The organism is Virgibacillus sp. DJP39, assembly GCF_049310925.1.
Taxonomy (GTDB): domain Bacteria; phylum Bacillota; class Bacilli; order Bacillales; family Amphibacillaceae; genus Virgibacillus_F.
In genome coordinates this window covers 99,091-111,790 of the sequence record NZ_JBMERP010000005.1, presented here as the reverse complement: position 1 = coordinate 111,790, position 12,700 = coordinate 99,091, and the positions used below count along the sequence as shown (strand labels likewise).

11 protein-coding genes, 1 tRNA gene, 4 pseudogenes and 1 riboswitch are annotated in these 12,700 nt (G+C 37.6%); of the genes and pseudogenes, 14 read left to right on the top strand and 2 right to left on the bottom strand.

Annotated elements, in window-relative coordinates; genetic code table 11:
* Window positions 1-207 precede the first annotated feature (207 nt).
* The 10 genes and pseudogenes from ACOI1D_RS03765 (at window position 208) to ACOI1D_RS03720 (ending at window position 9,275) form a co-directional block, all read left to right on the top strand.
* Entirely contained in the window at window positions 208-1,038 is an 831-nt protein-coding gene (locus ACOI1D_RS03765; protein WP_422499314.1) for an MIP/aquaporin family protein, read from the top strand.
* 13 nt (window positions 1,039-1,051) lie between these two features.
* A complete protein-coding gene (gene glpK, locus ACOI1D_RS03760; protein ID WP_422499313.1) occupies window positions 1,052-2,542 on the top strand; it encodes a glycerol kinase GlpK in 1,491 nt (496 codons plus the stop codon).
* A 158-nt stretch (window positions 2,543-2,700) separates the two neighbouring features.
* Window positions 2,701-3,428 (top strand): annotated as a pseudogene (locus ACOI1D_RS03755) (dihydroxyacetone kinase subunit DhaK).
* Between the two features lie 30 nt (window positions 3,429-3,458).
* On the top strand, window positions 3,459-4,076 hold the full coding sequence (gene dhaL / locus ACOI1D_RS03750; protein WP_422499312.1) for a dihydroxyacetone kinase subunit DhaL: 618 nt from the start codon (window positions 3,459-3,461) through the stop codon (window positions 4,074-4,076).
* A gap of 2 nt (window positions 4,077-4,078) precedes the next feature.
* Window positions 4,079-4,450 (top strand): dihydroxyacetone kinase phosphoryl donor subunit DhaM, encoded by a 372-nt coding sequence (gene dhaM, locus ACOI1D_RS03745; RefSeq protein WP_422499310.1) that lies wholly within the window; start codon window positions 4,079-4,081, stop codon window positions 4,448-4,450.
* A 244-nt stretch (window positions 4,451-4,694) separates the two neighbouring features.
* Window positions 4,695-5,722: pseudogene (locus ACOI1D_RS03740) on the top strand (IS3 family transposase).
* Between the two features lie 412 nt (window positions 5,723-6,134).
* Complete coding sequence (locus ACOI1D_RS03735; RefSeq protein WP_422499309.1) at window positions 6,135-7,307, top strand: carboxylate--amine ligase; 1,173 nt, start codon at window positions 6,135-6,137, stop codon at window positions 7,305-7,307.
* Window positions 7,308-7,445: 138 nt separating this feature from the next.
* Window positions 7,446-7,664: pseudogene (locus tag ACOI1D_RS03730) on the top strand (Mur ligase domain-containing protein); the annotation flags it as partial.
* Window positions 7,665-8,155: 491 nt separating this feature from the next.
* Entirely contained in the window at window positions 8,156-8,296 is a 141-nt protein-coding gene (locus ACOI1D_RS03725) for a hypothetical protein (protein WP_422499308.1), read from the top strand.
* A gap of 256 nt (window positions 8,297-8,552) precedes the next feature.
* Window positions 8,553-9,275: an aspartate/glutamate racemase family protein gene (locus ACOI1D_RS03720; RefSeq protein WP_422499307.1), complete on the top strand. Its 723-nt coding sequence runs from the start codon at window positions 8,553-8,555 to the stop codon at window positions 9,273-9,275.
* 588 nt (window positions 9,276-9,863) lie between these two features.
* Here ACOI1D_RS03720 and ACOI1D_RS03715 read toward each other — a convergent pair.
* Window positions 9,864-10,368 (bottom strand): annotated as a pseudogene (locus tag ACOI1D_RS03715) (phenylacetic acid degradation operon negative regulatory protein PaaX); the annotation flags it as partial.
* 37 nt (window positions 10,369-10,405) lie between these two features.
* Here ACOI1D_RS03715 and ACOI1D_RS03710 point away from each other — a divergent pair.
* The 4 genes from ACOI1D_RS03710 to panD all read left to right on the top strand — a co-directional run bounded on the left by ACOI1D_RS03710 (window position 10,406) and on the right by panD (window position 12,119).
* Entirely contained in the window at window positions 10,406-10,699 is a 294-nt protein-coding gene (locus ACOI1D_RS03710) for a GNAT family N-acetyltransferase (RefSeq protein WP_422499306.1), read from the top strand.
* Window positions 10,653-10,793: a hypothetical protein gene (locus tag ACOI1D_RS03705; protein ID WP_422499304.1), complete on the top strand. Its 141-nt coding sequence runs from the start codon at window positions 10,653-10,655 to the stop codon at window positions 10,791-10,793. The genes ACOI1D_RS03710 and ACOI1D_RS03705 overlap by 47 nt, the downstream gene beginning before the upstream one ends.
* Window positions 10,786-11,529, top strand: coding sequence for an aspartate/glutamate racemase family protein (locus tag ACOI1D_RS03700; RefSeq protein WP_422499303.1), 744 nt, complete (start codon window positions 10,786-10,788; stop codon window positions 11,527-11,529). The genes ACOI1D_RS03705 and ACOI1D_RS03700 overlap by 8 nt, the downstream gene beginning before the upstream one ends.
* 197 nt (window positions 11,530-11,726) lie before the next feature.
* Entirely contained in the window at window positions 11,727-12,119 is a 393-nt protein-coding gene (gene panD / locus ACOI1D_RS03695; RefSeq protein WP_422499302.1) for an aspartate 1-decarboxylase, read from the top strand.
* Window positions 12,120-12,209: 90 nt separating this feature from the next.
* Here the strand turns inward: panD and ACOI1D_RS03690 are convergent.
* Window positions 12,210-12,282: transfer RNA gene (locus ACOI1D_RS03690), tRNA-Ala, on the bottom strand.
* Between the two features lie 284 nt (window positions 12,283-12,566).
* Window positions 12,567-12,669, top strand: a riboswitch (cyclic di-GMP riboswitch).
* Window positions 12,670-12,700 lie beyond the last annotated feature (31 nt).

The window sequence follows — 12,700 nt, the reverse complement described above, 5'->3', positions numbered from 1 at the left end:
AAAATATAAAAACATATTGACAGCGGTTACAAAAAGTATTAACCTTAAATAGACAAGTTAAGTAAACGGGATTGAGATTAGGAGCCCACACTACAAACAATGTACTTTCTTAGGGGAAGTATACTGTTTTAAGTGTGGGCTTTTAGTTTTTGTTTTTATAAATGCTGAGCTTGTTACAGTTTTCCACTAAAAAAGGGGTGTTAGAAAATGTCGGAGTTTTTAGCAGAAGTAATTGGTACAATGATTCTTATAATCTTTGGTGGGGGTGTAGTTGCAGGTGTCGTGTTAAAGGATTCAAAAGCAGAAGGAGCAGGATGGGTTGTTATTACAATAGGATGGGGGCTTGCTGTTGCGATGGCTGTTTATGCTGTCGGAAGCTTTTCAGGTGCACATATCAACCCTGCAGTGACTCTAGGACTTGCTGCAGCTGGTGAGTTCCCATGGGCGAAAGTTCCAATGTATATTACCGCTCAGATGATAGGAGCTTTTATTGGTGGAGTCGTAGTATTTCTGAATTATTTACCACATTGGGGTAAAACAACAGATACGGGAGCAAAACTAGCGGTATTTTCAACAGATCCTGCTGTTCGTAGTCCTTTTTCGAACCTAGTTAGTGAGATTATCGGGACATTTATACTAGTTATGGGGTTAATGTTTATTGGCGCTAATGAATTCACAGAAGGATTAAACCCATTAATAGTAGGTGGCCTAATCGTTGCGATTGGGATGTCATTAGGTGGAGCAACTGGTTATGCGATCAACCCAGCACGTGACTTAGGGCCAAGAATCGCCCATGCACTTCTTCCTATTCCAGGAAAGGGAGGATCAGATTGGAGCTACGCTTGGATTCCTGTTGTTGGACCGGCGTTTGGAGGAATCTATGGAGCTATTTTCTATCGTGCAATTTTCTTAGGTGAATATACAGGGCTGTTTTGGGGACTAAGTATTGTAGTTGCAGTAATATTATTTGGTGCTGCCTCCTCAGAATTAAAGAAAGGTGCTACAGTAGCAGGTAAAGTTGAGAAAAAAATTAGTTAAGGGGGATTTTAAAATGGAAAAATTTATCTTATCTTTAGACCAAGGTACAACAAGTTCACGCGCTATTCTATTTAACCACGAGGGTGGTATTGTTGGCACGGCGCAAAGAGAGTTCGAACAATTCTTTCCAAAGCCGGGATGGGTTGAGCACGATGCTAATGAAATTTGGACTTCAGTTCTAGCTGTAATGGCAGAGGTATTACGTAAGACAGATGTAGAACCTGAACAAATAGCAGGTATTGGTATAACTAACCAAAGAGAAACAGCAGTTGTTTGGGACAAAAATACAGGTAAGCCCGTGTATAAAGCTATTGTATGGCAGTCTCGTCAAACCGATGGGATTTGTAAAGAACTGCGTGAACAAGGACACAGTGACTTGTTTAGAGAAAAAACCGGATTACTTATCGACGCATATTTCTCTGGAACTAAAGTGAAATGGATACTAGATAATGTTGAGGGAGCTAGAACGAAAGCTGATAACGGAGAGTTAATGTTTGGAACAATCGATACATGGTTGATTTATAAACTGACTGGTGGTAAAAGGCACGTTACCGATTATTCCAACGCTTCTCGTACATTAATGTATAACATTTATGATCTTCAGTGGGATCAAGAGTTGTTGGATATTTTAACAGTTCCAGCAAGTATGCTTCCTGAAGTCCGCCCATCTTCAGAAGTTTATGGGAATACTGTAGACTACCATTTCTTTGGTCATGAGGTTCCTATTGCTGGTGTTGCGGGCGACCAACAAGCTGCATTATTTGGTCAGGCATGCTATGAAAGTGGAATGGCAAAGAACACATATGGTACTGGTTGTTTTATGTTAATGAATACTGGAGACAAAGCTGTTCATTCTAAGCATGGTCTGCTTACAACTCTTGCATGGGGAATTGATGGGAAGGTTGAGTATGCGCTAGAAGGAAGTATATTTGTAGCTGGTTCAGCTGTCCAGTGGTTACGCGATGGCTTAAAGATAATTGAAAGTGCATCTGAAAGTGAAGACTTGGCGATCAAGGTGGATTCGACAGATGGAGTTTATCTTGTACCTGCTTTTGTAGGTCTAGGTACACCATACTGGGATAGTGATGCACGTGGTGCAGTATTTGGTATTACACGTGGAACTACAAAAGAGCATTTTGTACGTGCAACCTTAGAATCCCTTGCTTACCAAACAAAGGATGTATTAGACGCTATGATTGCGGACTCTGGAATTAACCTTAAAGCATTACGTGTTGATGGAGGAGCTGTTAAAAATAACTTTTTAATGCAATTCCAGAGTGATATTTTAGGTGTTCCAGTAGAGCGCCCAGAGGTGAGTGAAACAACGGCATTGGGTGCGGCATACTTAGCAGGTTTGGCGGTTGGATATTGGGAAAACCGTGAAGAAATAGCAAAACAATGGAAAAAAGAACGTACGTTCACAAGTGATATGAATGAAGAGGATCGTGGCCAACTTTACTCTGGGTGGCAAAAAGCTGTTGAAGCAACGAGGTCGTTTAAATAAACACGAGTCAGTGAAATTAAATTGATTGAATAGTTACTAGTGATAATAGGAGACAACATTACCTTATAGATTAATATCTTAGGTAAGTATGTCTCCTTTTTTTCTAAATCTTAGTAATAGGAATTAAGAGAAAACGTTTGAGGAAAGGGGAAATGAACATGAAGAAGATTATTAATAATCCAGATCAAGTTGTGGAGGACATGCTTAGAGGTGTGGTAGCAGCTTTTCCAAACAGCTTAAAAGTATTGCCAAACTCAACAATTATAGTTCGAAAGGATGCACCAGTTCAGAATAAGGTAGGTTTGGTTAGCGGCGGAGGTAGTGGGCATGAACCTGCCCACGCAGGTTATGTGGGTACTGGAATGCTCGATGCTGCTGTTGTAGGTGAAGTATTTACTTCTCCTACACCTGACCAGGTTTTTGAGGCAATAAAGGCAGTAGATAGCGGTTCAGGCGGTCTATGGGAATGGCGCTAAGTCCCTGTACAGTTCCTGCTGCAGGAAAGCCTAGTTTTGAACTGGGTGATGATGAAGTGGAAATCGGTATAGGTATTCATGGTGAACCTGGGATCAAAAGAAAAGAAATAACCTGTGCAGATGATATAGCTAAAGAACTCACGCAAAAAATACTTGAAGATATTGATTATAGCAGTTCTGAAGTAGCTGTTATGGTTAATGGACTCGGTTCAACACCAGAAATGGAACTTTTCATCGTTAACGCAAAAGTAAATCAAATATTACAAGAAAAAGGAATAAGGGTGTACAAAACATTTGTAGGTGAGTACATGACTTCACTAGAAATGGCTGGTTGTTCTGTTTCACTATTAAAATTAGATGAGGAATTGAAGGCGTTACTTGATACAGTTTCAAATACACCAGCATTTTAGAACTCAGTAACCATTCCTGGAGGAGATAATGTGTTATTACAAGTTGAGGACAGTCTAAAATGGATTGCGATAATGAACGATAAGATACAAAAGAATAAAGAATTATTGACAGAACTTGATCAGGCAATCGGTGATGGTGACCATGGAATTAATATGGCTCGGGGATTTAATGAGGTAGCCAATAAACTGGGAACTTCAAATTACGAAACGGTGTCAGATGTATTTAAGGATGTAGCTATGACCCTAATTAGTAAGATAGGTGGTGCATCTGGTCCCCTTTATGGTACTGCCTTCTTGAAAATGTCGACAGAGGTAAAAGATAAGGATGTTGATTTTGTTACTTTTACTAATGCTTTGGATGAAGCGTTAAAAGGTATAAAGATGCGAGGAAAAGCAAATGAAGGTGAAAAAACAATGGTTGACGTATGGGCACCAGTGCTCTATTTATTTCAAAATAGCATTGAATTAAAACCTGAACGTTTGATTTCCACTGCTAAACTTTCGATGGAAGCAACAAAAGACATAAAAGCAACAAGAGGGAGAGCTTCATATTTAGGTGATCGTTCGTTAGGGCATATTGATCCAGGTTCTATGTCTTCTTACTATTTATTTGAAGCACTTGCAGAGGTTTTTTTGGAAGGAGAGTAAACATGGATTACGTTGGAATAGTTTTAATTTCACACAGCCCAAAAGTGGTCGAGGGTATTAAGGATATCATTAGACAAGTAATACATGAAGTACCGGTTGAACTAGCTGGAGGTACTGAAGAAGATGAAATTGGAACAAGTGTAGATAAGATTTTAGAGGCGACTAAACGAGCACATAGTGTAAAAGGAGTTTTATTGCTATATGATTTAGGTAGTGCCATGATGAATGCTGAGCTTGCAATCGAGTTATCTAATTACGACAACATTAAGGTAGCTAAGGATGTTCCTTTAGTAGAGGGAGCATACGTTGCGGCGGTTGAGTCAGGTATGGGTAAATCATTGGAAGATGTGCTTGAGGCAGTTAACCGCGTTTGAGCTGCCAAAAGTAAGTAATTGATTCTTATCTTAGAGAATTTAATATTTGAGTTTATAATTCCATTAAAAAAGTCTTGAAAGTTGTTTCGATAAAACTTTTGAGGCTTATTTAGGTATGCAGGAAGGAGTCTAAAAAATTTCCTTCCTGCATCTAGTGCACCTAAGATGGATAGGTTACACTTAGTTGGACAGAACAGTTACGGTCATTTAAACTTGGTTCAACTAAAAGCTGAAGAGAATTATTATGACCAAACGAGTAAGAAGGAGTTTTTCAAAAGAATTTAAGGACCAAATCGTTCAGCTCCATGCTTCAGGAAAACCTAGGTCTGAGATTATCAAAGAATACGAGCTGACGCCATCTGCCTTTGATAAGTGGGTTCGGCAATCCCAGACTAGTGGATCTTTCGAAGAGAAAGATAATCGCACGCCTGAAGAAGAGGAACTTATCCGATTACGGAAAGAAAACCAAAAACTTGCGATGGAGAATGATATTTTAAAGCAAGCCGCGCTGATCATGGGACGAAAGTAGATGTGATTTGGAACAATCGCCACAAATACTCGGTATCAGCAATGTGCGACGTCCTGCAAATTGCTAGAAGTACGTATTATTATGAAGCACAAATCCGCGATGACCAGGATGAAGAATTGACAAAGCTAATCGTTAAAATCTTTAAAGACAATCGAAATATTTATGGTCAAAGAAAGATTAAGAAAAAACTTGAAAAGTTGGGCTGGACGGTTTCTCGCCGCCGTATCGGACGCATTATGAAAGAACAGGGACTTGTTTCCAAGTACACGATAGCTCAGTTCAAGCGTTCTAAAACAAGTTGCAAAACAAGTTGCAATGAATCAGAAATCGGGAATAGGTTGAACCGGGAATTCGATCAGGATCAAGAACTAAAAGTGATTTGACTTATGTCCGTGTTCAACAAAAATGGCATTATATCTGTGTACTTATTGATTTATATAACCGTGAAATTTATTGGTCATAGTGCAGGCCCTCAAAAGAGTGCAGCATTAGTTCAACGTGCCTTTGCATCTGTTAAATACAATCTTAATCGTCTCGAATTATTTCACACCGATCGAGGTAGTGAGTTTAAAAACCAAATCATCGACCAGGCGCTCGCAACCTTCGTTCATGGTTCCTTTTTCCCTAGCCAACACGACCTTGACTTGGAACTTTTTGATTACGTTCACTGGTTTAATCATATTCGAATTCATGGATCACTAGATTACTTAACACCAACTGAATACAAGTTAGTGAACCTTTAAATATTTGTTCAATTTAGTGTTGACATACCAAATCGTACATTAGGGGGCGGGAAAAGCGAGTTTAGGGATGGCGTTAGAAAATCCTTAAAAGAATATAAATAAAATTATCTTAAGTTAAGCTTTGGGTGGACATCTACGAGAGTGTACTTCAAGATCAAAAATCATGAAATTAGATACTGTGCCGTAAAAAGGACCGTAAGAATGGCGCGAATTCTACGTCATCCCTACTTCTTGCCAGCAAGATAAGCATGGTAGTAAAAAAGTGTACAAAAATAGAGTGCCAGAAATATTGGTCTTATAACTTCATCGAAAAAAAACTTGACACCTATAACAGGATGTCAAACATATTCATAAGGTGAATTTTTATGTATAATAGTTGTATATAAACTGTAGTAATTAAGGAGTAGATAGTATGGAAAATAAGGCAGTAATTTTAGGGAATAACTATTATATAGGTTTAAGTGCGATTAGATGTTTAGGGATAAACGGCATTAACACGGTAGCAGTTGATTACACAGAAAAAGAGAGATATGGTGCGGAGTCGAAGTATTGCTCGGAAAAATTGATTGCGCCACACTATAAAAATGACTCTGATGCGTTTCTTGACTTTTTAATTGACTACGCAAAAAAACAAGATGCAAAGCCAGTCCTGATTCCATGTCATGATTCTTATTTGGAAGTGATAGATACAAGACTGGACGAGCTCAAGGGCTATTATTTGATTCCACAAACGGAACAAGGGCTTTACAGAAAAGTAATGAATAAAGACACACTGCATCAGCTAGCAATTGAAAAAGGAATAAAGGTTCCGGAAACCATTCAAGTGACAGATTCTAATTTTTATGAAAAAGTTGACTCGATTATTCAGTTTCCATGTCTTGTTAAACCTACAGATTCACCAACGTTTGTTTCGAAGTTCAGACAGAAATTGTTTAAAGTGCATACAAGAGAGGAATTGGATGAGGCCTTACAGAAGGCAAAGGATGCAAATCTAGAAGTAATTGTACAACGGATTATTCCGGGATTTGACGACCATATGTACACGTTTGATGCATATTTAAATCAGGATGCGAAGGTTACACATTGGGCTACATGCCAAAAACACCGTCAATATCCAATCAATTTCGGTGCATCAGTATTTACCGTGCAAAAACATGTGCCAGAACTGTATCAGATCGGCTCTAAATTTTTTGAAGCAATTGGTTTTAAAGGTTTTGCCGAAATTGAATTTAAAAAAGATGCACAAACAGGTGATTATTATCTAATTGAGATTAATGCGCGTATGACAAACTTTAATCATATGTTGTACAAGATCGGTTTGAATATGCCATACATTACCTATATGGAACTTACAGGGAATCCATTGGAGCCAAAAGCAATTCAATCGGAAACAAACACAGCATTTTGGTACGGGTATGAAGATATGCTAGCGGTGAAAGATTACTTAAAAACCGGACAGCTCTCCATTGGTAAAGTGCTAATGTCACTTGTGCGTCCTAAAGTGAACGCAATCTGGGATATAAATGATCCGAAACCGGGTATAGCTTTTATGAAGTCAAAAGTCGGCAAATTAATTTCCCGTTAACCACGAGAAACTAAGCGGTATAGTAGCAGAGTGAGGAGCTGAAATGATGTTATTATCCTCTGTATTACAAGATCTCACCTATACTAGAATAATAGGTGATTCAGCAAAGGAAATAAAGGCAATGCCTATAACTCCAGAGAAGTTGTCAAGGGTGGTATTTTTGTCGCAATTTTAAGTTTTGCTGTTGATGGATATCAATTTGTTGAAACTGCAATTAACAAGGGTGCATCAACCACCATTGTTGAAAAAGATATACACCACGTGCAGGAAGATGTTATCGTTTTGCAAGTCGCTAATTCACGGGATGCTTTAGCACGGGGTGCTACTGATTTTTGCGATAATCCTACCAACAACTAAATCTAATTGGAACAACTGGGACGATATCCGTAATGAGCACATTCAAAAATAAAACACCACACCAGATTCGTTAAATCTTCAACAGTTTTTTTCGCAATTGGTGGACGTGAAAACGAAAATAGTATCATAGAAGTCTCCTCACATGCGTTAAATTGAAGCGGTTCGCATATAGTAAGTCCAGTATGGACCATATTCATCAACCTATCGCCAGATCAATTGGAATTGCATAAAGGTAGGGATGAAATTTTAAGACAAGGGCACATTTGTTTGATCTAATAAATGAATTTAATATCGTCAATGTGGATGAGGAATATGGTCGAAAACTGATCCAACGAGTTTAAGACTAAGGAACCGTTCTACTTACATACGGGAACAATCGAAAAGCATACTGTGAACACACCATCTGGAAGGAAGTACATAAAGTGAAACTACTTGGTGAGATTTAAGTTTACAACAGCCTGGCAGCAATATCCTGCGCGATAAAAGAGAGATTGATCCTCGTATTTGGTGTTTACGAAGATGCTAGTGATAAAGGGAAAGAAAAGCTAATTAGCATGAGTCGCATGGTAGCAAAGTTTGCTGATTTATCTGTGGTAACATTAGGTAATCCGAAAAAACTGATCCGGTTATGATTATTGATTAAATTTCCAAAGCAATGGATAGTTTAATGGCAATTATAATGCAATTATGGATCGTGAACTAGCTATTCAATACCATTGACATCAGTGGAAAAAATGATATAATCCTAATCGCAGGTAAATGTCGCGAAACAATGCAAATTATTGGCATTCAGGAAATTTTATTTGATAAACAGAAATAGCATTAAAAGCATTACATTAAAAGCAACAATTTTTAAAACTATAGGGTTATAAAGTAGGTGGTTTACCAATGGAACAAAAAAAACTAGGGGTGTTAGGCGGTATGGGTCCAATGGCCACGTCATTATTTTTTGAACAAGTCATTGAACATACGCTAGCCAGAAAAGACCAGGACCACCTAGATATGATCATCCTAAATCACGCAACAATTCCTGATCGGACCGATGCGATATTAAATAAAAAAGAAACAGCCTTTTTGGCTGCGGTAAAAAAGGATTTTGACCTATTTGAAAAAACTGATGTGGCCAATATTGCGATTCCATGTAACACGTCCCATTATTTTTTTGATACTATGCAAGCGATGACCAGCATAAACATTATTAATATGATTGACGAAACGTCGAAGTTCATTAGGGAAACATATGGAAGTGACGCCAAAGTTGGCATTCTAGCAACAAATGGTACGATCAATAGTGGCATTTATCAAAAGGGGTGTCAAAAATTTGGAATGGAAGCGGTTGTTCCAAACGAACAAATTCAAAGCTTGATAATGGAAATTATCTATCGTTTCAAAGCCGATGAATCAATTGATCCAAGTGAACTTGATCGGATAATAAATGAACTAGTATTTAAAGAGGGATGTATGTGCATTATTTTAGGTTGCACTGAATTATCCTGCATACCATTAAGTGATGAAGCAGAACAATATACAGTTGATGCCATGCGGGTTTTAGTAGAACAATCAATCATTCAATCAGGTAAGCAGGTTAAAAAGGTCACGGAAGTTCTATAATTTCAATAGGGGGAATTCTGAATAAACTTTCAGAATGATTTAAAGTTTAATGAGTTTTTGTCGGATTCTTTCTAAAGATGGCGCTTGTGTATGGGAGTTGCGATTAACAAATTAAGAACTAAAGTATATACAGCTTAAGTTATCCCAAGTCAAAAGCTTTAAAATTGTATGATAGCAGTGATCATACCCTGAGAAAATAACGAATGAAATACGAATTATATAACATTAATAACCGGTCCCTCTTGTAAAGAGAGATCGGTTATTTTGTGTACCAGGCATGCACACATTCCTTTAGGGTTGAAGTCCTGAGCTACGAAGGCAGTAGTAGTGGTTAGCTTAAGACTTAAGACAAGAGTGTCTGGGATGACCCAGAATCTGAAGGAAGTCGGTGGAAAATCTCCACCTCTAGGAACACGAGTTTCATAATAGCTAGATGTACTTGGGCGAGACTTGCAAACAAGTTAAAGTCATTACTGCCGAATTGTACACAGTGTAAATGAAGTGGCGACTTGGAGAGGTAGAATGTGCGCTTACCCTGGGAGGTCTGATAAAAATGCGGTGCACACGCCGTAACCGAGCATGCGAATGTTCATTTATATTTTCTAGGTCCCAGCACTTTTCAACGATAAGGGAATGATCACTCATTCCCTTATATGTCGCTAGGAAGAAAGTAACATATGGGGCGACTCCATATTTGTCAATGAGACTGTTGATTTGTTGCTCTAGTGGATTGCGCGTGATCCAACAGCTATTTGACAAAAGGCCAAAACCACTCCAAATCAACTCTTGTCTCTTAGTTCATCAGGGCAAATGGCGTTTTTCTTCATGAATGGTGTAAATGAGCATCCTTCATCTTATCCCATTCAGTTTGTTCTAATTTATAGATACGCTTAGATGCTTCATTCATTCTTGGTTTCCCTGTCCTGTTAACGAATAATAACTTTATTTCCCTGTTTTTCTGACTTTACCCAGCCCTGTTTATTCATACGGGAAATGACTGCAAGCACAGCTTGTTCATTATGGCCAAACTTTTTTAGCATCCGTAATAAGCAATCCAAATTACATCACCATAATGTTTGTTAGGGAAGTTGATTAAAGAAGCTGAGAAGTTAGCAAAGAAAAAATCAATTATGTTAAAATTTAATCCTGAAGTATCTTATTCGGATGAACTTTACAAGCTTTATGACAATCCAGGATTATTCCGTCTTATTTCAAAGGATGATGATCAGGATAAGCTGATGTACTATCTTTATGCAGTGAGTACCAATGTAAAAAGGAATTTTAACCCTAATCATCTTATGAATTATGAAATGATTAAATGGGGAATAGAAACAGGCGCTACACAGTATGACTTTGGTGGCTTTTTCGAAAAATCAGATGGATTATACAAAAGAAGAGTCAACGGAGTACATCGAAGAAATTGACAAGGTGTATAAACCATTTATGTATACAATACTTGAAAGAGTTATTCCAATGATAAAACGATTACGTAAAAAACCAAACAAACAGAATGAGTAAGGCGAAAAATAGACATGAAGAAGGTGAGGTAATCGTGGATAAAAAAACATTAGGTATCATCGGCGGAGTTGGTCCGTTGGCTACGATGTTCATAGGTGAGATGATTGTAAGAAAGACAGTTGCAGAAAAAGATCAGGACCATGTAAATATGATTATTACAAATAATACAAACATACCAGACCGCACGGCTTTTATTTTAGACCAAAGTAATGAAGATCCTGTACCTTTGATTATATCTGATGCGCACAGACTTGAATCTACCGGTGCAGAAGTGCTTGCAATGCCATGTAATACAGCTCATTCATTTTTAAATCGTATTCAGGCAGGAACTGACTTACCTGTTATTAATATGATTCGTGAGACTGTTTCAAGAGCAGTCTATAATGGTAATCAAAATATAGGGATCTTAGCAACGACTGGTACGATTCAAACGGGCGTTTACCAAGCAGAATGTAAGGAATTCGGGATAGATTATACAGTTTCGGATACCTATATTCAATCAGTCGTCATGTCAATTATCTATGACGACATTAAAGCAGGAAAGCCAGTGACCAGAGAGAAGTGGACAACTGTTGAACAAGCTATGTTTAATGCTGGTTGCGATAAAATTATTTTAGGGTGTACAGAGCTATCACTTGTAAAGCACGACCTTTTACTAAATGGGAGGTACATCGACTCACTTCAAGTGCTTGCTGAAGCAGCGATTGAAAGTTGTGGTTATGAAGTGAAAAGGTAAAGGGTATTAACTGATTTGTATTCTGGCCTTCCTTAATATATCCTGGTTTAAAAATAAAATAGTGAAAAAGGCTAAAATCCGATTGGCAGCAAGCTCGGGTTTTAGCTTTTTTTGCCGATTTTTAAGTTATTTATCGTTGAGATGTCCTATTGTTTACTTTATACTAATTAGATAGATTAATTGAGGAGGAATTTTACATGCAACGAATGATGTGTAAGGGAAAGATACATAGAGCTACAGTAACTGAAGCTGAACTTGATTATGTTGGTAGTATAACGATTGACTATCAGTTAATGAAAGAGGCTAATATAAAACCATATGAAATGGTGCAGATTGCAAATTTAAAAAATGCAGCCAGATGGAAGACGTATGCAATTCCAGCTCCAGAGGGTTCAAATCGTATTTGTTTAAACGGCCCGCCAGCAAATTTATTTTCACCAGGTGATTTGGTTATAATTCTAAGTCAAGGACTATTTACTGATGAAGAAATAGAACACCTAAAACCAAAAGTAGTGTTTGTTGATGAAAATAACGAGATTACTAGTGTTGAAGAGCATGATCTACATTGGCCAGAAGGCGTGAAAATTTAATACCCTATTAATTAGATGAAGGACAACAAAAAAGAACGACACCATTTTCTTTTAGAGAAAGTGGTGTCGTTCTTTTTTTTTAGGAAAGTATGGAGCATAGCGGGCTCGAACCGCTGACCTCCACGCTGCCAGCGTGGCGCTCTCCCAGCTGAGCTAATGCCCCCTGATGAACCAGATTTAATTATATGCTTTATTTGAATCTTTTTCAACCTTAATTTTGATAGATTATAAAATTCTTCCGTATCAGCTAAAACTATCATTGAGTTATAGGAACACTATGTAAGTACTGATATGGATTACATATGAATAATTAATTTCCAACTATTTATTATTTTGGGTTTATGTCGATATATAGAATATCAGCAATGCCTGTATTGTCGATTGTTGTTGATTTATAAATAGAAGTAAACTACTATTACTTTATAACTAGATAAAAAGTACTATAATAAATGATAAAGGCAAACTATCTGAAAGGATAGGACGCAAAGCTTAGGGTCTACCGCATACATGGAAGATAAATTCCAAATGTCATGACAGCCTGGTTACCAATACGTCAATTTAATTATACATATATATTAAAT